Source organism: Rhodopseudomonas sp. RCAM05734 (assembly GCF_052658035.1).
The window spans coordinates 3627005-3649744 of sequence record NZ_CP199742.1; the positions used below are offsets into that span (position 1 = coordinate 3627005).

The window sequence follows — 22740 nt, forward strand, 5'->3', positions numbered from 1 at the left end:
TCCGTGGATCCAAACCGGCCACTCTGCCGTTATGCTCTTCCCGCAGGATAGACCGGCGCTCCTCGCGTACCGGCGAATGGAAGGTGGCGGCATTTGCAATGCCGCGTCCAGAGATCAACATGCACGACATGCTCGATACCGCCGTCGATCTCTCCAATTGCGATCGCGAACCCATCCATGTGCCCGGCAGCGTGCAGGCCCATGGCTGCCTGCTGGCCTGCGACAGTTCGCTGGGGACGGTGCGGCGGCACTCGGTCAATGCCGGGCAGATGCTGGGTCTCGGCAGTTCCGAGATCAACGGACGCACGCTCGACGCGTTGATTGGCGCGACGGCGGCCCACGACATCGGCAATGCCATCGCGAAGTGGGGCAACATGACGCGTGCCGGCCTGTTGCTCGGCGTCAGCGTCGCGCATTCTCCGCTGATTTTCAACATCGCGGCGCACCGCCATCAGGGCGTCAACATCATCGAATTTGAACCAGTCGATGCGGCTGATGCCACGCCGCCGCTGGAACTGGCGCGGCTACTGATCGGACGGATCGGGCAGTGTTCGACGCTCGAAACGCTGTTTGCCACCGCGCCGCGGCTGCTGCGCGCAGCACTCGGCTATGACCGTGTGATGGTCTATCGTTTCGCCGAGGACGGTTCCGGCGAGGTGATCAGCGAGGCCAGGCGCGGCGATCTGGTGAGCTTTCTCGGCCAGCATTTTCCGGCCAGCGATATCCCGCAGCAGGCGCGGGTGCTGTACCTGCAGAACACGCTGCGCATCGTCGCGAACGCCAATGGCGAGCGCATCGCCATCGAGCCGGTGCTGGACCAGTCCGGAGAGCCGCTCGACCTGTCCTACGCGCACCTGCGCAGCGTCTCTTCCGTGCATTGCGAATACCTGCGCAACATGGGGGTCGGCGCCTCGATGTCGATCTCCATCGTCAGCGACGGCAGACTGTGGGGGCTGATCGCCTGCCACCACTACGAGCCGCGCACGCTGTCCATGGAAAAGCGCGTTGCCGCCGAGATGTTCGGCGAGTTCTTTTCGCTGCAATTGCAGGCGGTGGTGCAGAAGCGCAAGCTGGAAGCCAGCGAGCGGGCGCAACGCTATCTCGACCGGCTGCTGCACAGCGTCTCGCATCATGCCGATGCCGAGGATTTGCTGAAGAGCAGCATCGCCGATTTCGGCGAGCTGATGTCGTGCGACGGCGTCGGCCTGTTGTTCAACAAGAGCTGGACGTCTCACGGCAGCGCGCCGCCGCCCGGCGCGGTGCCCGGGCTGATGGCCTTCATCAGCTCGGTGGCGGAGGGGCGGGTCTGGGCGACCAGTGCGCTGTCGGAACGGTTGCCCAGCGCCGATGGCTATCGCGCGGAGGTGTCGGGTGTGCTCGCAGTTCCGCTGTCGCAACTGCCGCGCGACTATTTGCTATTTTTCCGCCGCGAGGTCGCGCAGACCGTCAACTGGGGCGGCGATCCCAACAAGACCTATGAGAGCGGTCCGCTCGGCGACCGGCTGACGCCGCGCAAGAGCTTCGCGATCTGGAAGCAGGAAGTGGAGCGACAGTCGCTGCCGTGGCTGCAGGGCGAGCGCGACAGCGCGGAAGCGGTCCGCGCCGCGCTGGTGGAGGTGGTGCTGCGGCACAACGAGGTGCTGGCGGATGAGCGGCACAAGGCCGACCTGCGCCAGAAGATGCTCAACGAGGAGCTCAACCATCGCGTCAAGAACATCCTCGCTCTGATCAAGTCGCTGGTGTCGCATCCGGTCGCCAACGGACGCAGCATTGCGGACTACGTGGTGTCGTTGAAGGGACGCATCCAGGCGCTGTCGCTGGCCCATGACCAGGTGATCCGCGGCGCCGGCGGCGGCGCATTGAAAGCGCTGCTCGATGCCGAACTGTCGCCGTACCGCGGTACGGTGGCAGAGATCGCCGTGGACGGCCCCGACGTGCAGCTCGACGCGCGCGCTTATTCGGTGCTGGCGCTGGTGCTGCACGAACTGGCCACCAATGCCGCCAAGTACGGCGCGCTGTCGTTCCACGGCGGACGGCTCTCGCTGCGCTGGGAGCGCACCGGGCAGGACGATTGCCACATCAATTGGATCGAGCGTGGCGGACCGGCGGTCGCGCCGCCGGAGCGGACAGGCTTCGGCTCGATGCTGATCGGCCGCAGCATCCCCTACGATCTCGGTGGCCAAAGCGACGTCGACTACGCGCCGGACGGCGTCAGCGTTCGGCTGCTGATCCCGGCGCGGTTTGTGACCTGGCCCGACGCGGCGCCTGTAGCGGTGGCCCCGCCGCGCGCGGTCGAGGACAAGCCGATGGCTTCGATGCGCGGCCTCAGCGTGCTGATGGTCGAGGACCAGCTGCTGATCGCCATGGATGTCCAGACCATGCTGGCCAACGAGGGCGCCTCGAATGTCGAGACGGCGTCGTCCGTCAAGGAAGCGCTGCACAGCCTGTCGATCATTCGGCCCGACGTCGCCATCCTCGATGTCAATCTCGGCAACGGCAGTTCGCTGCCGGTCGCGCATGCCTTGAAGGAGCAGGGCATCCCGTTCGTCTTCGCGACCGGCTACGGCGAAAGCAGCCTGATCCCGCCGTCGCTCGCCGAGGTGCCGATCGTGCGCAAGCCCTACGATATCGACGGGCTGATCGCGGCGCTGACCAGCGCCATGGCCAGGGCGAGGCGGCCCTGACCGCTGCGCGGTTGGTGGCGATCATGCCATCGTGGAGATCGCGTTCGCCGTCGTGGATACGGGTTGCCGGTGGCCCGTCCGGCATGCATCATGCATGAATAGTGCTGCCATCACGCCATGACCCCGCCCGAACTGGACCTTGCCACCGATGCTCTGGGAATCGATCCTCACCGAATGGGGCAGCTTGATCTTCCGCTGGCTGCACGTCGTTGCCGCCATGGCCTGGATCGGCAGTTCGTTCTACTTCATCCACCTCGACCTCAGCCTGAAGCCGGGCCGCGATCTGCCCGATGGCGTCAAGGGCGAGGCCTGGCAGGTCCATGGCGGCGGCTTCTACCGCATCGTCAAATACATGGTGGCGCCGAAGGCGATGCCGGACGAACTGACCTGGTTCAAGTGGGAGGCATATACCACCTGGCTGTCCGGCTTCGTGCTGATGCTGATCGTCTATTACCTCGAGGCCGACTTGTTTCTGGTGGACAAGTCGGTGCTCGACCTCACGGCGATCCAGGCCGGCCTGTTCAGTCTCGTCAGCCTGGCGCTGGCCTGGCTGCTGTATGAGGCGGCATGCCGCTCCGGCCTCGCCCGCAACGAACTGGCGTTCTCGATCGGCGGCTATGTCTTCCTGGTGGCGCTGACCTATGCCTTCACCCATGTGCTGAGCGGCCGCGGCGCCTTCAACCAGATCGGCGCCATCGTCGGCACCATCATGGTCGCCAACGTGTTCGCCACGATCATTCCGAACCAGAAGAAGATCGTCGCCGCCTTGCTCAAGGGCGAGACGCCCAATCCGGCCTGGGGCGAGGCCGGCAAGCTGCGCTCGGTGCACAACAACTACCTGACGCTGCCGGTGATCGTGTTGATGATCAGCAACCACTACCCGCTGCTCTACGCCACCCGCTACAACTGGCTGATCGTGGCCATCGTGCTGGCGCTCGGGCCGGTGATCCGCCACTTCTTCAACCAGCGCCACGCCGACAAGCCGTCGCCGTGGTGGGTGTGGGGCGTTGCCGCGGCCGGCATGATCGCCATCCTGCTGCTGTCCGGGACAGGGCCACGCATCGCGAGCGGGGCGGCCGCATCGGCGACGCCGACCTTCGCCATGGTGGAGGAGATCGTGTCGACCCGCTGCAGCATGTGCCATGCCGTCGAGCCGTCATGGTCGGGAATCGTCACCGCGCCGAAGAACGTACAGCTCGACGATGCCGCGCACATCAAGCGCTACGCCCGCCTGATCGGGCGCAACGCCGCCTGGTCGAGCGCCATGCCGCCCGGCAACGTCACCGAGATGACGCCCGAGGAGCGCGCCACCATCGCCGCCTGGCTGGCGGCGGGCACGCCGAACTGACGGCCCGCCGTCAGCACCTCATCAGCGGATCGCCACCGGGTTGATCATGCTCTGCACGCCGCCCTTGAAGCGCGGCTGGCCGAGCACGAACAGAAACTCGTAGGCCTTGTCCTTTGCCAGATCGGCCGTGTTCATGACTTCGAGAATGTAGGTGCCGTTCATCGCCAGCAGGATCTGGTGCACCTCGAACACGTTGTTGGTCTCGAAGGGCACCACCTCCACGCCCCAGGTATCGGCGCCGACGGCCACCACGCCCTTGCCTGTGAGGTATTTTGCGCCTTCGACGCCCAGTCCCGGTTCGCCGGCACCGAAGCGCGTATTGTCCTTGCCGATCAGGCCCGCCCAGCCGGTATGAAACAGCACCACGTCGCCTTCGCGGATCTCGACGCCCTGCTTTTTCGCCACCTCCTCGATTTCCTTGGTGTTGAAAGCGGTACCTTCCTTGACCACGTCGGTGCCGTAGTAAGCGGCCATATCGAGCAGCACGCCGCGGCTGACGAGCGGCGGCACCTTGTCGATACCGAGCTTCTTCAGCCCGGTGGGGTCGGCGAAATCGGCCAGTTTGTTGCCGTTGTAGTAGACGTGTTCGATGCCGAGATGGCCGAGGCCGTCCATCTGGCTGCCGACGCCGACCCAGCCCTGCAGCATGTCGTCATTGTAGGTCGCCTTGTTGGGGCCAATGCCGGGGATGCCGGCCTGGCCGGGCTGCACCACGGTGATCTTGAAGCCGCGCGGCGGATAGGCCGGCATCTCCGCGCCGACGGGAAAGCCCAGCGCATAGGCCTTTCCGGTCTTCACCAGTTGCGCCGCCTTCAGCACCAGTTCCGGCTTCATGTAGTTGGCGGCGCCGATCTCGTCGTCGGGGCCCCACTTGGATTTGGTCCAGTCTTGCGCGCCGGCGGTTGTGCAAGCGAGCAGCGCCATGGCGCAGCCGAGAGTCCATGTCTTCATCATGCGATCCTCACCTGATTCTCACTCCTGGTTATTCTCCGGGAGTGTCAGATTACCAGAGGGCGCATTTCCGCGGAAGCGCGATCAGGACTTGCGGTGCGCTTCCTTGAAGGTCTCGATCAACCTGGAGACGCCGCTACTTCCCCGACGGCGTGCGCAGGCCATGCCAGGCGTCGCGGACCTGATGGTAGTGCACTTCCGGCAGGTAGTCCGGCGTGTTGAGGCCGAGCGTCCGGACGTCAAGCTTTCCGACCGCCGCCAGCAACTGGTAGGAGGCGATGACGCGGTCGCGCTGCGCGCCGATCAGCCGCGCCTTGGCGGACACCAGGTCCTGTTGTGAGTTCAATACGTCGACGGTGGTACGCTGGCCGCCCTGGGCCTCGCGCTGCACGCCCTGCAACGCAACGCCGGCGGCGCGCACCTCAGCCTCAGCGGCAGCGACCGCGGCCTTGGCGCCCTCGTTGGACACCCAGGCGCCGATGGCGGCGGTGCGCGCCTGGTTGCGCACCTGTTCGAGCACCAGGCGGCTTTGCGCCGACAGTTCCTTGGCCTGACGGGTCTGCGCTGCGGCGAGGCCGCCGTCATAGATCGGCACCGTGGCCTGGCCGAGGATCGAGGCCTGGTCGGTGCGTTTGGTACCCAGCGTCTGGTCAGTATCGTTGGAGCGGCTGGCGCTCCCTTGCAGGGTGACGGTCGGATACAGGCTGCTCTCGGCAACGCTGATGGTGGTGGTGGCGACGTCGACGTCGTAGCCGGCAGCCAGCACCGCGGGATTGGCCTTGAAGGCCTGCGCGGTGGCCTCTTCGCGGCTGCGCGGCAGCAGCCGGTCGACCGGCTCGGCGGGGCTGAGGCGCGACGGAAGATTGCCGACAATCTGCGCATAGGTGGCCTGGCTGATCGCCAGGCTGACCTCGGCGGCGTTGAGGTCGGCCTGGCCGCGGGCAAACCGCGCGTCGGCCTGCGACAGGTCGGTGGGCGTCACGTCGCCGGCATTGAGCCGCTTCTGGGCGATGCCCTGGGTCTCGCGCAAGGAGGCGACGTTGGCGCGCTGCGCCTCCACCAGCGACTGGTTGGCGAGCACGTTGGTGTAGACGGTGACCGCATCGAGCAGCACACCCTGGCCGACGTTGCGCAGCGCCTCGCGGCCGGACTGCACCTGAAATTCGGCGACGCGCACGCTGTTGGCGGTCTTGAAGCCATTGAACAGGGTCTGCGTCACGGTGACGCCGATGGTCCACGGCTTCAGGGTGGCGCCCTGGATGGTGTTGTCGGGCAACAGGTTGCGCACCGCCTGCAGGCCGACGCCCAGGGTCGCGGCCACCTGCGGCCGGTAGCCGGCCATCGCCTGCGGCACGCCTTCATCGGTGGCGCGCTGGCGGGCTCGCTCGGCATTGAGCTGCGGGTTGGACTGGTAGGCCTTGGCCAGTGCTTCCGCCACGGTCTCGGCTTGTGCCGCGGTGGTGGCGGACATTGCGGCCAAAGCGGAGACGCCGAGCGTCAGTGCCCTGATGGTGATGCCCATTCGCGGCACGCGCCGTCCGGCGAGGCCTGATCTCTCGTGATGACGCACCATGTGATCCTGAACAATTCCGACATCTGCCCCCGCCGACGTCAATTGATGTTTAGAGGGCGTTGCCTTGTCAGGCAAACCATCCGGCGCACAAGCCGGGCTTCGCGTGCGGTTCCCCACAGGGCATTTCGCGGCTCCGATTTGCTTGATGAGTCAGGACCCTACGGCGAACGGCGGAGGCGGGGAATGCGACAATAAACCCGCACCGTTTCCTGCCGTGTGTGGCGTCGTCGCCACATCGTCGGGACCAGGCTTGGGGATGGTATCGACGTCTGCCGGCAACCGTTCGGGCGCCTCAGCCATGGCTGGCGTGTCTCTGCCAGACATTCATGACAGGGCGATTTTAGCGCAACAGCCGCGGGGTGGGTTCGCGCGAAGCGCGTAACCCGCCATCCGCGCGCGATGACAGCCAAAGCCACACCGGTGGGTTACGGCGCAAGCGCGCCTGACCCACCCTGCGGTTGCAGCAGAAGCTCAGCGGTTCTTGTTGACCGGCTTGCGCTTCTCGATGAACGCCGCCATGCCTTCTGAACGATCCTCCAGGGCGAAGGTGGCGTGGAACAGGTCGCGCTCGACCTTGAGGCCCTCGGTCAGCGGCGTTTCGAAGGCGCGGTTGACGGCGCTCTTGGCCATAGTCGCAACCGGCCGCGACATGCCGGCGATCTTCTCAGCCATCGCCATGACCTCTTCCATCAACTTGTCCGCCGGCACGATGCGGCTGACCAGCCCCGAACGTTCAGCTTCCGCGGCGTCCATCATGCGGCCGGTGAGGCACAGGTCCATGGCCTTGGACTTGCCGATGGCGCGGGTCAGGCGCTGGGTGCCGCCGATGCCGGGAATGGTGCCCAGCGTGATCTCCGGCTGGCCGAATTTCGCGGTGTCGGCGGCGATGATGATGTCGCACATCATCGCCAGTTCGCAGCCGCCGCCCAGCGCATAGCCGCTCACCGCGGCGATGGTCGGCTTGGTGCAGGTGGCGACGCGGTCGCCGCCGATCTGGGTGAAGTCGCTGCTGAACATGTCGATGAAGCTCTTCGGCTGCATCTCCTTGATGTCGGCGCCCGCGGCGAATGCCTTTTCGCTGCCGGTCAGCACGATGCAGCCGACGGCGTCATCGGCCTCGAGCGCGTCGATCGCGAGTTTGATTTCGGAGAATACGCCGAACGACAGGGCGTTGAGCATCTTCGGACGGTTGAGGCGCAGCACCGCGACGGCACCGGTACGTTCGACGATGATGTGTTCGAAGCTGCTCATGTTTCATCCCGCATTGTTCTGACGGCCGAGTGGCCGCGCGCAATGTGCCCGTTGGCGGGATGAGCTTCAAGGGGAGGGGACCCGGATGCGCCGCATCCGGGTCCCGAAAAATTCTAGGCGATGAACATCCGTGCCGCGGAGGCCAGCGTCAGCAGGCCGCCGAAGGCGATGAAGATCTTGCCGATCAGCGAGGTCTGCTCGAGCGTCGTGCTGTTCGATTGGCTCACCACCACGGGTGCATCGATGGTCGCGGAGGCGAGGGTCAAGGCCGGCTTGTCGCCCGCTAAAGCCGGCTTGTCGTCGGTGATGGCGCGATCGAGCTCGTTGAGCTGATCGGCTGCCACCACCTGCGCGCCCGGGTCGGCGGCAGGTTCTGTCACGGCGGGGGCGCCACCGATGCCCTTGAACACGCTGTCGGCCTTGGCCGATACGGACTGGGGCGTTTCGGCCGGTGCATCCGCGGGCAACTGAGCGTTGGCGTTGGCGACCGCGGGGGGCATCGGATTGGTGCTGTTGGTGTCGACGCTCTTGGCGTTCTCGACGTTCTTGGCGTCGGAATTCGTCGTCGCGGCGGCCTTCGCCGCCTTGTCGGGTTTCGCGGCCTTGGCGGTCTTGCGGGTGTGGTGCGGCTTGGCGAACTTGTTCAGCGCGATCGGCTTGCCCGTTGCACCATCGGCCTTCGCCGACGAATCGGCCGGGCTGGCATCGGATTCGGTCGCGTGCATCGGTCCGGCGACGCAGAGCCACAGTCCTGCTGCAAGAATCAGCGCCGAGCGCCCGCTGGTTGCGATGGTCATGGATGTCTCCCCAAAATGTCCGTCCCCAACGGCGCCAAGGGAGACTGCGGGCGTGTTCACAGCGGGGCAAAAAAGGGAATCTTCGGGAGAGTCCGGCAAAAACGCGGCAGCGAAACCGGGGCCGGCAAAATTCGGCTTTGGAATCAACGCGCGAGCAAGACGTGGGGAACAGTGCTAGGAGAACTGTCGTGCCCTTTTTCTTCATCGGGGGTGTAACAAATCGATGGCCGAGCCGAACAGTTTGTGAGGGCGCTTGCACGGACGCGACGACGAATGGACGGACCTGATGCTGGCGGCCAATGCAGGCGACAGCATCGCTTACCACCGTCTTCTCAAAGCCGTGACGCCGGTGCTGCGCGCGGGTGCGCGCCGCGGACTGGCGCGTGCCGGGCAACCTCCCGATCAGGCCGAGGACATCGTGCAGGAGATCTTGCTGGCAGTACATTTGAAGCGGCAGACGTGGAACGCCGAGGCGCCGTTCGCGCCGTGGTTGTTCGCCATCGCCCGCAACAAGCTGATCGATGCGCTGCGCCGCCGCGGCCGTCGGGTGTTCGTCAATATCGACGATTTCGCCGAAGTGCTGCCGAGCGAGCCGGTGGCCGAGACCTTGCCGGTGGGCGAGATCGCGGGGCATCTCGAGGCGCTGCCGGCGCGACAGCGCGATGTGCTGCAGTCGATCGCGGTGAACAGCGCCTCGATCCGGGAGACCGCTGCGAAGCTGACCATGAGCGAAGGCGCGGTGCGGGTGGCGCTGCATCGCGGGCTGGCCAGCCTCGCGGCGAAGTTGCGGAAGGAATGACGATGGATACCGATCGCCTGATCCAGACCCTGGCCGCGGACAACGAGTCCCGCGCCTTCCCCGTCGGCACCGTGCTGGCGATGGCCTTGCTGGTGGCGTTACCGGTCGCGGCGGCAATGCTGCTGGTCACCCTCGGCTTCCGTCCGAATTTCATGACCGCGATGCGCAATCCGTTCTTCGACCTCAAATTCGTGGTGACCTTGGCGCTGGCGATTCCGGCCATCGTGATCAGCCTGCATCTGTCGCGGCCGGAGGCGGTGCTGGGACGCTGGATCTGGTTGTTGCTGCTGTCGCCATTCATCCTGGTCATCGCGATTGTCGCCGAGATGATGTTGCCCCAGCGCATGCCGATGATGGCGCGGCTGGTGGGCCGCAATTCCATGCTGTGCCTCACCGCGATTCCCGTGCTGTCGCTGCCGATCCTCGCCGCGACGCTGCTGGCGCTGCGCCATGGCGCGCCGGCGCAGCCGGCGCTGGCCGGGGCGCTGGCCGGCCTGCTGTCGGCGGGGCTGGCGGCAACGCTCTATGCCGCGCATTGCGTCGACGACTCGCCGCTGTTCGTGGCCACCTGGTACACGCTGGCGACCGCATTGGTCACTGCGGTCGGCGCGCTCGCCGGCGCCAGATTGTTGAAATACTGAAGCTCCGGCGCAGCCCGGCGAGGGCATCCGGGCAGCCCATATCGATGGGCCGCCCCGATGTCGCAACAGCTCATCCGGGCTGCGGAATGGCCGCCTGCAACCGGCTGCCGCCATTGTTCAGAAAACATGTCTTGTCGAACAGCGTCAGGTCGAGCGGGTTGGGCAGCCGCACATCCTGCATGTCGGGATAGGGCTTCCTGGCGGGATCGTAGCTGCGATCGATCTGGGAGACGAAAACGACCATCAGTCCGCGCGCCCGCGCGAATGACCTTAGCGCGATCACTTGCTCGGCCAGAGGCCGGCTTTCGCGCCTTTGATCGAGCAGTTGCAGATAATCGATGACGACCAGCGTACCCGATGGTGCCGATTGCAGTATCTGAATGATGTGGTCGGCATTGATGGCGTCGGAGCAATCGAAGGTGAACTGGCTGGCAAATTGTGCAGGTTTGACGCCGAGCGCATCGAACCGATTCAGGATATCCTTCTCGGTATATTCCAGCGTGAAGAAGACACCTCGGTGGCCGGACTTCATCGCCTCAATGGCCAGTTCGAGCGCCATCAGCGTCTTGCCGTGGCCGGGCCGCGCGCCGACCAGCAGAAGATCGCCTTGCGCCAATTGCGCGAACAGCTTTGCAGCGGGGGAACCGGCGGCATGCCGGGCGGCAAGCAAACTCCAGCCGCCAAAGCCTTCCTGACTGGCTATGCGATCGAGCGCGTCGTGCAACGGAATGGCACGTTCGCGAGCCAGCAGCTTCGCCTTGCGCTTCAAGAAATAAATAGGCGCGGATAGTCTCATCGAAAACCTTCCATCGCGAGCGGTCTTCGCAATCCCCCCTTTGCTTTGGCTCGAACAGTCGGTTTGCGATCGATGTACCCTGTATGAATTCTACTTTCCCGAGCGGGGGGAGGGAGGCGTGGGCCGCGCCAGAATCAAATTCTAACCCAAACCCTGCGCGTTGAAAATCTCGCCAAGGGCGTTGGCGTAAAAATCTGCAGGTGGGCTCGCGCAGATAGGGAGGCCGCGGCGATCAGGCCGGGGTCTTCGATGCACTCTGCTGCATACGCTGGAAGCGCAGCACCTGCTGCGCGGTCGAGAGCCGCAGCCGTTCATAGGTCTCGCGGTCGTCTTCGTCCTCGTGCGGATCGGCACCGGCCAGGTGCTGCCGCATCCGGACGATGGCCTGCACTGTCGGCCAGGAAAAGCCCGCGACCTTGGACAGGATGAAGATCCCCTCGTTGCGGGACTCGATCATCATGGTTTCGGCTACGGCCACCGGCACATGGGCGAGGCAGGCGATGGCGGCATTGGTTTCGTCGAACTTGTTGGCTTCGGCAAAGGTCGCCACCTGGCATTCGTCGAGCCGGCCGTCCTCATACAGCGAACGCACCAGGCCGTGGGCAATGGTGGTCTCGCGGGGCAGCGCCGAGGGCGCCGAACGGGCGCGCCGCGCCACTTCATGCACCGCCTGCGATACGTCGGCGGACGACGATGGATTGGCCGCCTCGAGCCGCGCGCGCACCGAAGCGGAGGCCTTGGCAACCAGCTTCAGATAATGATGTCGCGGAATCTCGGTCTTCATGCTGATGCAGATGGCAAAGCCGTCCTCGCGTTCGGCGCGCGACAGCAGCGTCGTATAACCCTGTTCAGAGATTTGCGCGCCGGGATTGCCGACCGTGCTCTTGACCACTTCCTCGTTGCCGCGCGCGACCAGCACGTCGGTCACGGCGCCGCTCAACACCTTGCGTATCGAAATCGCCAGCAGGTGCTGCTGGCTCTTGGTGCGGGCGTTCTCGATCAGCGAACTCTCATCGAGCTGCACCGATTGCGAAAGCACCGGTGCGGCGACTTCGATCGCATCGTCGAAGGCCAGCGTGCGGATGGCCCGTGGTGGCGCGTCGGCGATCGGAGCCAGCCGCTCGGCCAGCAAGGTCCTGGCGCAGGCTTCCATATGTTCGAGCAGGCAGCCGAAGATGTCGTCGAAGACGGCGATCTGCTCAGGCGAGCATTCCACGGCGTGGTCGAGAAATAGGTCGGTGACCCGGCGCAACGTTTCGACCCGGCGCGCCACCGTGCCGTGGGCGAGCGTGTTCTGAAGCTCATCGAGCAGATTGGCGGCGGATTTCGACTTCATGACTCTGTCCTAGAGCTTTGCAATTGGCACCGGCGACGTTCCCTGCCGGCGATAGCGAAAAAAATAATCAGGCACTGGCAATACGATTTCGTCCCTGCTTCTTGGCTGCATAAAGGGCACGGTCGGCGCGTGCAAGCAACGTATCGGCGGTGTCGTCGGGGTCGAGTCTAGCAATCCCGGCCGAGATGGTGACGCTCATCCCGTCGGAAAACGCGCTCCAGTCCAGCACAGTAATGAGGGCGCGCAGGCGATCCAGTATCTGGACCGCCGTCTCGTGGGGCGTATCGGGAAGTACCAGCAGGAATTCCTCGCCGCCGTAACGGCCGAACCTGTCGGAGCTGCGAATGTTTGCGTAGACGGTGATGGCAAAGGTCCTGAGCACCTCGTCGCCGGTCGGATGTCCGTAGGTGTCGTTGATGCGCTTGAACCAGTCGAGGTCGATCAGCGCGACGCAGCACGGGACACCGATGCGCTGCGCGCGCCCGATCTCGTCGTCCAGCATGCGCATGATGCAGCGCCGGTTGAACGAACCGGTCAGTTCGTCGAGTTCGGCGAGCTCCTCGATTTTGCGGTTGGCGACGGTCAACTCCACGCCGCGTCGGTACAGCGAAGCTCTTTGCGAGCTGGCGAAAATCCCGATGAACATGCAGCGCCCGGTGGTGGTCGCCAGCATCAGCACCGTCACTAGGCGTTCGAACAGGGTGCCGTGCGGCAGCCCCACCCGCAGGTCGTCGATCAGAAACAGCGCCGCCAGACCTCCGCCGACCAGCGTCCACAACGCCGCGCTTTGCGGCAAGGTCGTCCGCAGCGAGCTGAAGCTGATGACGATGAACTGGGTGCAGATGAACAGTGCCCCCACCTCGGGCGCGAGATAGATGAAGGCCATGATCTGCAGCGAGCCGGCGATCGCCTGCGGGCAGACCAGATAATGGTCGCGGAAGCGGTCGTTGAATCCGGTTTCCGACATGGTGCCGAACACCGCGACGAAAGCCGCGCCGCACGCAGCATAGGCCGCGGCAACCGAAGCCGGCACGGTGCCGGCAGCGGCGTAGAGCAACAGCAGAACGACGTCGACCAGGTAGGAGGCGGCAATCATCTCCAGCAGGTGGCGTCGCCGATGCGTGCGCCGCCTGAGAACGTCGGGTGTCAAGACGGCTGGCGCCGTCTCGACACCGCCGTCCACCGCGTTCTGGAGGATGTGATGAGCCGTCGGCATGGTCTCGCCATTGAGGGATGCAATACCGTTACCGTAAACGGCAAGCCTTTAGGTTTGGTATCTTTGGCCGGCGCAGGACATTCGGCCCATCGCGGTTACCTCGTTTGTTTCAAAAGACATTTTCCGCTTTTTCAACTGTATGGGGGTAGAGGTCCACGACTGACGCAAGGTTTCAGGCCAAGGGCGTCGGCCAGCCGGTTGCGTCCCGACGGCCGCGCCGAAAGCATCCGGATGGAATTCCTTCGACGCTGAACCTTTTTCGGCCGGCGCAGACTACCCTTTGCTGGGGATTGCAGGGTCCAGAGTTGAAGCAGTGCCGCTGAGCATGAATTGCGCTTGGCGGCATTGTGCTTTTCGGCCCACAGAGCGCCATACCGCCCGTTGCGCGGGGCCGCGCCGCACGGCGGGCCAGGTTCGCCGGACGGTCCGCCGGATGGGGGGATCCAGGCCGGATGTGATAGCATGGCGAAATTCAAGGGCTGAAGCGCCCGACCAGGCGGCCTGTGTGCGCTGGGTCACAGACACCGCGGACGGTTCTTGTAATTTGAGAAGATTTTGCCTTGCTGTTCGAACCTTCGATGCTTTCATTCCGACCAACCTGACGAGACGGCCATTGACTGCGACACAGGCGACCTCGGATGACGTCCTGATCGCGCGGATCGCACAAGGCGACCGGCTTGCGATGCAGGTTCTTTATGGCCGGCATCATGTGCGGATTTTTCGTTTCGGGCTTCGGTTGGTCCGGAACGAGCAGATTGCGGAAGACTTGATCAGCGAGGTGTTTCTCGACGTGTGGCGTCAGGCCGGCAAATTCGAGGGCCGGTCCGCGGTGTCGACCTGGTTGCTGGCGATCACGCGGTTCAAGGCATTGTCGGCGCTGCGCAAGCGCAAGGATGCCGAACTGGACGACGAGACCGCCAACGCGATTGAGGATACCTCCGACGATCCGGAAGTGACGGTGCAGAAGAAGGATACCAGCGTTGCGTTGCGCAAGTGCCTGACCGCGCTTTCGCCGGACCATCGGGAGATCGTCGATCTCGTCTACTACCACGAGAAGTCGGTGGAAGAAGTCGCAGAGATCGTCGGAATTCCCGAAAATACTGTGAAGACGCGGTTGTTTTACGCGCGCAAGAAACTGGCCGATCTGCTCAAGGCAGCCGGCGTGGAGCGAGGCTGGCCATGATGGCGACGAACAAGAAGATCGAGGCCGAGACGGCACCCGGCGAGATCGAGGCGCTGCTGCCGTGGCATGCGGCCGGCACGCTGAATGCCCGCGATACGCGGCGCGTCGACGAGGCGCTGGCCCGCGATCCCGAACTGGCCCGGCAGTATGCGGCGATCCGGGAAGAATATGCCGAGACCATCCTGCTCAACGAAAGCCTCGGCGCACCGTCGTCGCGGGCGATGCAGAAGCTGTTCGCGGCGATCGATGCGGAGCCGGCGCGCGAGTCCTATGCGTCGTTCAACATTTCGGCGCGGGTCGCCGGCTTCTTTGCCCGGCTGTCGCCGCGCACGCTGGCGACTGCCGCCGCGGTCGGCGCGCTGGCGCTGCTGGTGCAGGCCGGCGTCATCGGCGCCGTACTGATGAAGCAGCAGGGCACGTTCCAGACCGCATCGGCCCCGAAGGCCGATCGCCAGCCGATCGATGCGCGACCCTATGCGCTGGTGCGCTTTGCCCCGGATGCCAAGGTGGCCGATATCACCGCCTTCCTCGACAGCTACCAGGCGTCGATCGTCGATGGCGCCAAGGGCGGCATGTTCCGGCTGCAGTTGGGCGACAAGGCGATGTCGAAGGACGAACTGGCCGCGCTGATGGGCCGGCTGCAGAACGAGAAGATCATCAGCCTGGCGGTTGCAGCGCAGTAAACCGGCGTCGGCGACCGACCCTGTCCGTCGGAAGGCGCGATGTGCGTGCGAGGAAGTCCCATGGCCGACCATCATGACACCGGCCGGCGCTTGCCGCTGCGTCGGATCTCCGTAGCGCTTGTCGCCGCCCTGCCGCTGCTGCTGGCCGGTAGCGCCGGACATGCGCAGGGCATGATGCGCTCGCCCACCATCAACATCGGCTCGCGGGTTCCCGGCATCGCGCCGAACGTCGCGGCGCGGGCCAATCCCAACATCGCCGGCGGTGGCGTGGCCAATATCGCCGGACGCGCAGGCGTCGGGATGGCCGCAACGCCAGGACGTATCGGCATCCCCTCGGTGGCGGTGAGGCCCACCATGCCGGGCCGGGTGCCGGTGGTGCTACCGAGGATCGCCCGGCCGTCCATCGGCGATGTGCGCTATTCGCCCAACACCTATCCTGGCTGTGCCGCCGCCAATCGCGACGCCAGCGGCGCGTGCCGGGACGGGCCCCTCGCCGCCGACCGCGGTGGCGCCGGCGGTCCGCCGCGGCGCAGCCAGAATGCCGGCGCCGCGCGCCGCAACGCCGGCGTCAGCGCCGTCAATTCGCGCAGCGTCCCCGGCCAGATCGTCGCCGAACTCGATGGCGCGCTCAGCGATGCACAGATCGACGCGCTGGCGCGGCGCTATCGCCTGACACGACTCGGCGCGCAGAATTTTCCGCTGATCGGCGCCACCGTCGGTCTGTTCCGCATCGCCGATGGACGATCCGTCGACGCGGTGCAGAGCCAGTTGCGCACCGACGCCGGCGTGCGCGCGGTGCAGCCGAATTTCCGCTACATGCTGCAGGATCAGGCCAGCGGCCCGGCGCCGGTTGAAGGCGATCCGGCGCAGTATGCGCTGGCCAAACTGCGGCTGCCCGAGGCGCATCGGCTGGCGCTCGGCGGCGACGTCACCGTCGCGGTGATCGATTCCGGGATTGACGTTGCCCATCCCGAACTGGTGGGCGCCATCGCCGGCACCTTCGATGCGCTCGGCAGCAAGGAAGGTGCTCACGTCCACGGCACCGGCATCGCCGGCGCCATCGTGGCCCATGGCCGCCTGATGGGCAGCGCGCCGCGCGCCCGCATCCTCGCCATCCGTGCCTTCGGCGGCGGGCAGGGCGCTACTGAGAAGTCAGGTGGCGCCGAGAGCACGTCGTTCGTCCTGGTCAAGGCGTTCGACCATGCTGCGTCCCACGGCGCGCGGGTGATCAATATGAGTTTCGCCGGTCCGCAGGATGCGCTGGTGGACCGCGCGGTGACTGCCGCGGCGGGCAGGGGCATTGTGCTGGTGGCTGCCTCCGGCAATGCCGGTCCGAAATCGCCGCCGCTGTATCCCGCCGCCAATGCCGGTGTCATCGCGGTGAGCGCCACCGACGCCTCTGACCGGCTGTTCGCGGCCTCGACCCGCGGCCGTCACATCGCCGTCGCAGCACCGGGCGTCGACATCTTTCTGCCGGCGCCCGACAACAAGTACCAGATGATCTCGGGCACCTCGTTCTCCGCGGCCTACATCAGCGGCCTCGCGGCGCTGATGCTGGAGCGCAACCCGGCGCTCAAGCCGGAGGAGCTGCGCGCCATCCTGATGCAGACCGCGCGCGATCTCGGCGCGCCCGGCCGCGACGACCTGTTCGGCGCCGGCATCGCCGACGCCTATGGCGCGGTATCGGCCGTGCCGTCCGCGACGCCGGTCGTTGCCGCAGCGCCGCCGTCACCGGCACCGGTGTCAGATCCACAGCCGGCGCCAGCCACCCGCGCGCTCGAGCAGGCCGCGCCGTCGATGGCCTCGGATGCGTCGGCTGCGCGATAATGCGCGGATGGCCGCAGGCCGAATTCGTTAAAATTATTCGCGCCGCTTTGAACGTGCCCAAGCGTGCGCGCGACTGATCTGTGTGGGAGCGGCAATCCCTCCCCAACGAGGCCGTATCCGGCGCGAGCGCCCATCCACCCCAGCGTCCGATACGGCTTGACCCGCCCGGTTGTCCCCCCGGGCGGGTCTTTCGTATTTGGCACTTGTGTCGCGGTTTCTTCTCGCCGTCGTGCCGGTGTCGCAAGGCCCGAATATCTCACCTGAACACTTGGCCGCTGCGTTAACGCCAAGTTAACCATGCTCTGGTCGGCTGCCATTCGGTCGGACGGGTTGACTGGCGAAGTGCCGGTGCCATCGAGACTTCAGGGCCCTTTCGTGTCGACACTGTGCAGAATTGAACACATTTTGCTGGACGCCGCGAACTTGTCCACAGAAACTCGCTCCATTCAGTTTGTTGATCTCGTCGTTGCTTTTGCGTCCATTTCCCTCTTTTCGAGCACTTTCATGACGCAACGACACGCGCCGGTTCACGGGCGCGAGATCATTGAACGCTGGCGCGCACTTGCCGAACGCCGGCTGGACTATCTCACCGATCTGTTCGAGAGCGGCCGCTGGCGGCGCTTCCACAGCGAAGCCGACTTTCTCGACAACATCCGGGAAGCCAAGGCGGCGGTAGAGACCTGGCGCGGCCTCGCTACCGCAGAAGCCGCCCGCAACACCCCGTCATGGCTGGATCGTCTCGGCAGCACTCCGGCCTATCACGGCACCGTGCTGTACGAGGAGCCGCGTCCGCGCGCTTTGCAGCCCTCCGAGCTCCGCAACGTCCCTCTGGTCGCGCGGGCCCCGTCGCCGCCGCTGCAGCCCGATGCGATCGCTTCCGCTGTCGAGCCGACCCGCGAGGCGCAGATCGCGCTCGCCCCGCTGGCCAGGGCTACTGTCGCCGACCAGGCGTCCGAGTCCGAGGCCGACTGGCAGAAGTTGCTCGAGCCGCTGGTGCTGCTTGAGCGCTACCCGATCCTGCGCAACGCCATTTAACGGCGGCGCGGTCCGTCAGCGGACCGCGTTGTTGCCCAGCGCCACCTGCGCATAGCGCTGCGCGCCGTCGGCGGTGAGGTCCGGCGTCACCGGCCGGGCATGGTCGAGGCCGACCACCGCGCCGCGCGGCGCGCCGGAGATCATGTTGCCGGTCACCAGCGTGGTGCCGGCCCCCTGGGCCACCGAGACGCCGATGCCGATGAAGGCGTTGCGGATCACGTTGCCGGAGATGGCGACGTCGCGCAGATACCTGCCCCAGCCGCTGACGATGCCGAACGACGGCGCGTTCTCGATCACATTGCCGGTCACCGAACTGTCGGCCTCGATATAGATGCCGATCCCGGCGTCGTCGTCGGGCTTGGTGCCGGCCGGCCGCTTCGGGATCAGGTTGCGGATGATGTTGCCCTGGACCACGGCAATGCGGCCGCCCTCGTTGAAGTTGCATACGGAGACGCCGACCGCCGCGCCGTCCACCGTATTTCCGGAGATCACCGCGCCCTCGAAGGCGAATTCGGAATACAGCGCGACCTCGCGAACGTCGCTGACGCTGTTGCCGGAGATGTGGATGTTCGACGCCGAATTGCCGCGCACTGCCGAGTAGTCGCAGTTGCGGATGCGGTTGCCCGACACGATCACATTGCCGGCGCGAAATGCGTTGATGGCGTTGCCGTACTGGCCGGAGCCGCCGGGCCCGGCCTTGATGTCCTCGATGCGGTTGTCGATCACCAGCGTGCCGTCGTCGCCGATGGCGGTGCGCAGGATCTCGATGCCGTTGTCGTTGGTGCCGAGGATGGTGTTTTGCGCCACGATCAGGCCGCGCGCGTCGAATGACACGATGGCGGTGCCGGCGATGTTGGTGAGGATATTGTTGCTGATGGCACCCGCGACGTTTTCCAACCAGATGCCGTTGCCGCCGCTGCCGGTGATCTCGCAGTCGCTGATGCGCAGGTCGCGCCCGCCGAGGCAGTGTAGCAGCCCGCGCCGCGCCGGCAGCTTGATGCTGCCGCCGTCGAACGTGATGCCGCTGATGCCGATGTGATCGGCGCCCTGGCTCTCCAGCAGCGACGCGCCGCCGTTGAACGCCAGTCTGGTCGCGCCGCGCACGCCGACCAGTTGCGATCCGTTCGAGAGTTTCAGCGACGTGGTGCGATAGATCCCGGGCGGCAGCGCCAGCGGCGCCTGCGCGCGCGCGGCGTCGTCGATGGCGCGCTGCAGGTTGCGCGTCTGGTCGTCGGGGCTGTTCGGCCGCACGCCGTATTGCGTGACGTCGCGGCCCATCGTCGAGGTCAGCGGCGCCGCGCGTGCAGCGTCGGTCGTTGCGGCGGCGAGCGCGCCCGCGGTCAACCCCGCGACGGAGGCATTGAGCAGATGGCGGCGGTTGACGTCCATGGCGTGGCTCCCGGCGGAAGCAGGATTTCCGCAAGCTGACCTAACCCAGAATGCAGCGGCGCGATCGCGCAGGCGAGGGCGCGCGCACGCGATTGTGACAGTAGGGTTAACCCTGCGATCGCCCTCAGCGGCGTGTTCCGCGATCCGCCGGTCGATGTCGTGATCCCTGAATGTTGATCTGGGACAACGACGGCCGCGAGCGCGCGGATTATCTGGACGCACGAGCTCCAGACAGAGCCATCAGAGGTTCAGCAAGCGTCCCCCAGCAATTCTCTCCCGGATAGCCAAGACAGTGTCGCGTGGTTCCCGCCGCGCAGGCGTCCCAGTCGCACGACAACAGTAACGAGAACAGCCATGGCCTATCAGAGTCTCAATCCCGCCACCGGAAAAGTCCTCAGGACATTCGAACCGCTGACGGACGCGCAGCTCGAGCAGAAACTGGCACAGGCCGCGCAGTGCTACGAGATGTGGCGGCGCAAGACCTATGCCGAGCGCGCGGTGATTGTCGCCAGGGCGGCCGAGCTGCTGCACGAGAAGGCCGACCTCTATGCACGCACGCTGACCCTGGAAATGGGCAAGCGCATCCATGAGGCGCGCGGCGAGGTCGAGTTCAGTTCGAGCATCCTGTCTTACTACGCAGAGAATGCCGAGCGCTTCCTGGCGCCGCAGCCGCTGCATCCGACCGCCGGCGAGGCCCATATGGAAAGCACGCCGATCGGCGTGATCTTCTGCGTGGAGCCGTGGAATTTCCCCTGCTATCAACTCGCTCGCGTCGCCGGTCCGCATCTGATGGCCGGCAATGTGCTGGTGGTGAAGCATGCGAGCAATGTCCCGCAATGCGCCATCGACTTCGAACAGTTGTGGATCGACGCCGGCGCGCCGGCCGGGCTCTACACCAACCTGTTCGTCACCCATGACCAGTCGGACCGCGTCATCGACGATCGCCGCATCAAGGGCGTGGCATTGACCGGCAGCGTGCCGGCCGGCCGCAGCATCGCCGCGCGCGCCGGGCAGAACCTCAAGCCGTCGTCGATGGAGCTCGGCGGCAGCGACGCCTTCATCGTGCTCGACGATGCCGACATGGAGCATACCGTCAAATGGGCGCTGTGGGGCCGCATGTACAACACCGGCCAGACCTGTTGTGCGGCCAAGCGCTTCATCGTCGTCGACAGCGTCGCCGATGCGTTTCTCGAAAAGTTCAAGCTGGCGCTGGGCGCGCTCGAGGCCGGCGATCCGCTGGATGAAAAGACCACGCTCGGCCCGATGTCGTCGGAAGGCGCACTGGTGGAGCTGCTCGGCCAAGTCGACGTTGCGGTCGCCAACGGCGCCAAGGTGGCGATGGGCGGCAAGCGCGTCGATCGCGTTGGCGCCTACATGCAGCCGACGATCCTGACCGATGTGGCGCCCGCCAATCCGGCCTTTCGCGATGAGTTCTTCGGTCCGGTGGCGATGTTCTTCCGGGTCAAGGATGAGGACGCGGCGATTGCGCTGGCCAACGATTCCGACTTCGGCCTCGGCGGGTCGGTCTTCACGGGGGATATCGAGCGCGGCAAGCGCGTCGCGAGCCGGGTCGAGACCGGGATGATGTTCATCAACAATATCTCCTGGTCGGACGCCGAACTGCCGTTCGGCGGCATCAAGAATTCCGGCTATGGCCGCGAACTGGGCGACATGGGCATCCAGGCCTTCGTCAACAAGAAGCTGGTTCGCATCAACATCGTTGACGCACCGCTGTAGCGCCGTTGCGCAAGGTTCCTTTCATCGGGCGATGCGCAGGCGTCGCATTGTCCATTCCGCTCACTCTCTGAACAGGACATCGTCATGGCACTTAAGATGCAATGCGCCGTCGTCGAAGAATTCGGCAAGCCTCTGCAACTGCGGGAGTGGGATGTGCCCACGCCCGGTCCGGGCCAGATTCTGGTGAAGACCGAGGCCTGCGGCGTTTGTCATACCGACCTGCATGCGGCGAGCGGCGACTGGCCGCTGAAGCCGAATCTGCCGTTCATTCCCGGCCATGAAGGCATCGGACGGGTAGCTGCGGTGGGCGCCGGCGTCACCATCGTCAAGGAGGGCGATCGCATCGGTGTGCCATGGCTGTATTCGGCCTGCGGTCACTGCGAGCATTGCCTGGCTGCCTGGGAAACCGTGTGCGGCGAAGCGGAGTTCGGCGGCTACACCAAGAACGGCGGCTTCGCCGACTACATCATCGCCGACCCCAACTATGTCGCGCACATTCCCGATGGGTTGACCCCGCAGCAGGCCGCGCCGCTGATCTGCGCCGGCATCACCACCTACAAGGGCATCAAGGTGGCCGACGTCCGGCCCGGCGAATGGATGGTGATTTCCGGCGCCGGCGGTCTCGGGCACCTCGCGATCCAGTACGCCAAGGCGATGGGCCTGCAGGTCTGCGCTGTCGACATCGACGACCGCAAGCTGGCCCACGCCACCAAGCTCGGCGCCGACCTGGTGGTCAACGCCAAATCGCCTGACGCGGTGGAAGCGGTGCGCAAGGGGACCAGCGGCGGCGCCCATGGCGTGCTGATCACGGCGCCATCGCTCGTCGCCTTCAAGCAGGGCATCGGCATGGCGCGCAAGCGCGGCACCTGCGTGCTGGTCGGTCTGCCGCCCGGCGATTTCCCGGTCCCGTTGTTCGACGTGGTGGCCAACTGCATCACCATCCGCGGTTCGTTCGTCGGCACCCGCGGCGACATGGCCGAGGCACTGGCGTTCGGCGCCGAGGGCAAGGTCAAGGCAGACATAGAGCTGCAGCCGCTGTCGGCGATCAACTCGGTGTTCGACCGCCTGAAAAGCGGCGACGTTCCGGCGCGAGTGGTGCTTGATATCAGCGCAAGCTGAGCCGGGATTGACACTCCTGTCCCGGATGTCCGCAAGAAACAAACCTCGCTGCGTTGGCAGCGAGGGGGATCAGGCCGAACGCTTCAGCGGGCTGAGATCTTCGTTCGGCTCGGACTTCGGCGATTTCAGCTCGAGCTGAAAGTCTTTTTCTTCGCGCGCGGCGACCTTGTTCTTTTCCGGGCATTCGCCGGGCTCGGCCTCGCATGGCCGGATTTCGTAGTCGTTGTCGAGCACGCGGCGCGGCGTCGGCTGTGCGGCCTTGGTTTCGATGTCGGTCACGAGTCCGCTGTCGCGCGCCAGTTTCCAGACGTCGGCTTCGGTGGGGTAGGACCTGCTCAACTTGGCATCGTCACAGAACAGCGCATAGGGCATCGG

At 65.6% G+C, this 22740-nt stretch carries 19 protein-coding genes; 10 read left to right on the forward strand and 9 right to left on the reverse strand.

What is annotated here, in order from left to right:
- Positions 1 to 98: 98 nt before the first annotated feature.
- Positions 99 to 2684, forward strand: a complete 2586-nt coding sequence (locus ACUXVA_RS17055; protein WP_445487193.1) for an HWE histidine kinase domain-containing protein — start codon at positions 99 to 101, stop codon at positions 2682 to 2684.
- A 148-nt stretch (positions 2685 to 2832) separates the two neighbouring features.
- Complete coding sequence (locus tag ACUXVA_RS17060; protein ID WP_265079231.1) at positions 2833 to 4032, forward strand: urate hydroxylase PuuD; 1200 nt, start codon at positions 2833 to 2835, stop codon at positions 4030 to 4032.
- A 21-nt stretch (positions 4033 to 4053) separates the two neighbouring features.
- On the opposite strand, the gene ACUXVA_RS17065 is transcribed toward ACUXVA_RS17060, so the two are convergent.
- The 4 genes from ACUXVA_RS17065 to ACUXVA_RS17080 form a co-directional block, all read right to left on the reverse strand.
- A complete protein-coding gene (locus ACUXVA_RS17065) occupies positions 4054 to 4986 on the reverse strand; it encodes a cyclase family protein (RefSeq protein ID WP_320109643.1) in 933 nt (310 codons plus the stop codon).
- Between the two features lie 133 nt (positions 4987 to 5119).
- Positions 5120 to 6454 (reverse strand): TolC family outer membrane protein, encoded by a 1335-nt coding sequence (locus tag ACUXVA_RS17070; RefSeq protein ID WP_265083770.1) that lies wholly within the window; start codon positions 6452 to 6454, stop codon positions 5120 to 5122.
- A gap of 573 nt (positions 6455 to 7027) precedes the next feature.
- The gene (locus ACUXVA_RS17075; protein ID WP_445487196.1) at positions 7028 to 7807 is read right to left on the reverse strand and encodes an enoyl-CoA hydratase; all 780 of its coding nucleotides are present in this window, start codon (positions 7805 to 7807) and stop codon (positions 7028 to 7030) included.
- Positions 7808 to 7920: 113 nt separating this feature from the next.
- Entirely contained in the window at positions 7921 to 8604 is a 684-nt protein-coding gene (locus tag ACUXVA_RS17080; RefSeq protein WP_445487198.1) for a hypothetical protein, read from the reverse strand.
- A 253-nt stretch (positions 8605 to 8857) separates the two neighbouring features.
- On the opposite strand from ACUXVA_RS17080, the gene ACUXVA_RS17085 reads away from it, so the two are divergent.
- The gene (locus tag ACUXVA_RS17085; RefSeq protein WP_265079227.1) at positions 8858 to 9403 is read left to right on the forward strand and encodes a sigma-70 family RNA polymerase sigma factor; all 546 of its coding nucleotides are present in this window, start codon (positions 8858 to 8860) and stop codon (positions 9401 to 9403) included.
- 2 nt (positions 9404 to 9405) lie between these two features.
- Positions 9406 to 10044 (forward strand): DUF1109 domain-containing protein, encoded by a 639-nt coding sequence (locus ACUXVA_RS17090; protein ID WP_265079226.1) that lies wholly within the window; start codon positions 9406 to 9408, stop codon positions 10042 to 10044.
- 70 nt (positions 10045 to 10114) lie between these two features.
- Here ACUXVA_RS17090 and ACUXVA_RS17095 read toward each other — a convergent pair whose 3' ends face one another.
- The 3 genes from ACUXVA_RS17095 to ACUXVA_RS17105 form a co-directional block, all read right to left on the reverse strand.
- Positions 10115 to 10840, reverse strand: a complete 726-nt coding sequence (locus tag ACUXVA_RS17095; RefSeq protein ID WP_265079225.1) for a DNA helicase — start codon at positions 10838 to 10840, stop codon at positions 10115 to 10117.
- 232 nt (positions 10841 to 11072) lie between these two features.
- On the reverse strand, positions 11073 to 12176 hold the full coding sequence (locus ACUXVA_RS17100) for a DUF2336 domain-containing protein (RefSeq protein ID WP_265079224.1): 1104 nt from the start codon (positions 12174 to 12176) through the stop codon (positions 11073 to 11075).
- A 67-nt stretch (positions 12177 to 12243) separates the two neighbouring features.
- Positions 12244 to 13392, reverse strand: coding sequence for a GGDEF domain-containing protein (locus tag ACUXVA_RS17105; RefSeq protein ID WP_265079223.1), 1149 nt, complete (start codon positions 13390 to 13392; stop codon positions 12244 to 12246).
- Positions 13393 to 14005: 613 nt separating this feature from the next.
- Here ACUXVA_RS17105 and ACUXVA_RS17110 point away from each other — a divergent pair.
- From ACUXVA_RS17110 to ACUXVA_RS17125, 4 genes are all read left to right on the forward strand, one after another.
- Positions 14006 to 14575: a sigma-70 family RNA polymerase sigma factor gene (locus ACUXVA_RS17110; protein ID WP_265083769.1), complete on the forward strand. Its 570-nt coding sequence runs from the start codon at positions 14006 to 14008 to the stop codon at positions 14573 to 14575.
- Positions 14572 to 15258 carry a hypothetical protein gene (locus ACUXVA_RS17115; protein ID WP_265079222.1) on the forward strand — a complete coding sequence of 229 codons (687 nt, stop codon included), beginning with the start codon at positions 14572 to 14574 and terminating at the stop codon, positions 15256 to 15258. Before ACUXVA_RS17110 ends, ACUXVA_RS17115 begins: the two co-directional genes overlap by 4 nt.
- 171 nt (positions 15259 to 15429) lie before the next feature.
- Positions 15430 to 17085 carry a S8 family serine peptidase gene (locus tag ACUXVA_RS17120; protein ID WP_445493308.1) on the forward strand — a complete coding sequence of 552 codons (1656 nt, stop codon included), beginning with the start codon at positions 15430 to 15432 and terminating at the stop codon, positions 17083 to 17085.
- Positions 17086 to 17589: 504 nt separating this feature from the next.
- Complete coding sequence (locus ACUXVA_RS17125; RefSeq protein ID WP_265079221.1) at positions 17590 to 18120, forward strand: TIGR03809 family protein; 531 nt, start codon at positions 17590 to 17592, stop codon at positions 18118 to 18120.
- 15 nt (positions 18121 to 18135) lie between these two features.
- Here ACUXVA_RS17125 and ACUXVA_RS17130 read toward each other — a convergent pair whose 3' ends face one another.
- Entirely contained in the window at positions 18136 to 19509 is a 1374-nt protein-coding gene (locus ACUXVA_RS17130) for a TIGR03808 family TAT-translocated repetitive protein (protein ID WP_445487202.1), read from the reverse strand.
- A gap of 354 nt (positions 19510 to 19863) precedes the next feature.
- On the opposite strand from ACUXVA_RS17130, the gene ACUXVA_RS17135 reads away from it, so the two are divergent.
- Positions 19864 to 21246, forward strand: coding sequence for an NAD-dependent succinate-semialdehyde dehydrogenase (locus ACUXVA_RS17135; protein WP_265079220.1), 1383 nt, complete (start codon positions 19864 to 19866; stop codon positions 21244 to 21246).
- Between the two features lie 84 nt (positions 21247 to 21330).
- Positions 21331 to 22365 carry a zinc-dependent alcohol dehydrogenase gene (locus ACUXVA_RS17140; RefSeq protein WP_265079219.1) on the forward strand — a complete coding sequence of 345 codons (1035 nt, stop codon included), beginning with the start codon at positions 21331 to 21333 and terminating at the stop codon, positions 22363 to 22365.
- A 69-nt stretch (positions 22366 to 22434) separates the two neighbouring features.
- Here the strand turns inward: ACUXVA_RS17140 and ACUXVA_RS17145 are convergent, their stop codons facing one another.
- Positions 22435 to 22737, reverse strand: a complete 303-nt coding sequence (locus tag ACUXVA_RS17145) for a hypothetical protein (protein ID WP_265079218.1) — start codon at positions 22735 to 22737, stop codon at positions 22435 to 22437.
- Between the last annotated feature and the right edge of the window lie 3 nt (positions 22738 to 22740).

Excerpts from the sequence above, each read along its gene's own strand:
- ACUXVA_RS17055 (WP_445487193.1), top strand. The coding sequence starts at position 99 with ATGCCGCGTCCAGAGATCAACATGCACGACATGCTCGATACCGCCGTC.
- ACUXVA_RS17060 (WP_265079231.1), top strand. The coding sequence starts at position 2,833 with ATGCTCTGGGAATCGATCCTCACCGAATGGGGCAGCTTGATCTTCCGC.
- ACUXVA_RS17065 (WP_320109643.1), bottom strand. The coding sequence starts at position 4,986 with ATGATGAAGACATGGACTCTCGGCTGCGCCATGGCGCTGCTCGCTTGC.
- ACUXVA_RS17070 (WP_265083770.1), bottom strand. The coding sequence starts at position 6,454 with ATGTCCGCCACCACCGCGGCACAAGCCGAGACCGTGGCGGAAGCACTG.
- ACUXVA_RS17075 (WP_445487196.1), bottom strand. The coding sequence starts at position 7,807 with ATGAGCAGCTTCGAACACATCATCGTCGAACGTACCGGTGCCGTCGCG.
- ACUXVA_RS17080 (WP_445487198.1), bottom strand. The coding sequence starts at position 8,604 with ATGACCATCGCAACCAGCGGGCGCTCGGCGCTGATTCTTGCAGCAGGA.
- ACUXVA_RS17090 (WP_265079226.1), top strand. The coding sequence starts at position 9,406 with ATGGATACCGATCGCCTGATCCAGACCCTGGCCGCGGACAACGAGTCC.
- ACUXVA_RS17095 (WP_265079225.1), bottom strand. The coding sequence starts at position 10,840 with ATGAGACTATCCGCGCCTATTTATTTCTTGAAGCGCAAGGCGAAGCTG.
- ACUXVA_RS17100 (WP_265079224.1), bottom strand. The coding sequence starts at position 12,176 with ATGAAGTCGAAATCCGCCGCCAATCTGCTCGATGAGCTTCAGAACACG.
- ACUXVA_RS17105 (WP_265079223.1), bottom strand. The coding sequence starts at position 13,392 with ATGCCGACGGCTCATCACATCCTCCAGAACGCGGTGGACGGCGGTGTC.
- ACUXVA_RS17115 (WP_265079222.1), top strand. The coding sequence starts at position 14,572 with ATGATGGCGACGAACAAGAAGATCGAGGCCGAGACGGCACCCGGCGAG.
- ACUXVA_RS17120 (WP_445493308.1), top strand. The coding sequence starts at position 15,430 with ATGATGCGCTCGCCCACCATCAACATCGGCTCGCGGGTTCCCGGCATC.
- ACUXVA_RS17125 (WP_265079221.1), top strand. The coding sequence starts at position 17,590 with ATGACGCAACGACACGCGCCGGTTCACGGGCGCGAGATCATTGAACGC.
- ACUXVA_RS17130 (WP_445487202.1), bottom strand. The coding sequence starts at position 19,509 with ATGGACGTCAACCGCCGCCATCTGCTCAATGCCTCCGTCGCGGGGTTG.
- ACUXVA_RS17135 (WP_265079220.1), top strand. The coding sequence starts at position 19,864 with ATGGCCTATCAGAGTCTCAATCCCGCCACCGGAAAAGTCCTCAGGACA.
- ACUXVA_RS17140 (WP_265079219.1), top strand. The coding sequence starts at position 21,331 with ATGGCACTTAAGATGCAATGCGCCGTCGTCGAAGAATTCGGCAAGCCT.
- ACUXVA_RS17145 (WP_265079218.1), bottom strand. The coding sequence starts at position 22,737 with ATGCCCTATGCGCTGTTCTGTGACGATGCCAAGTTGAGCAGGTCCTAC.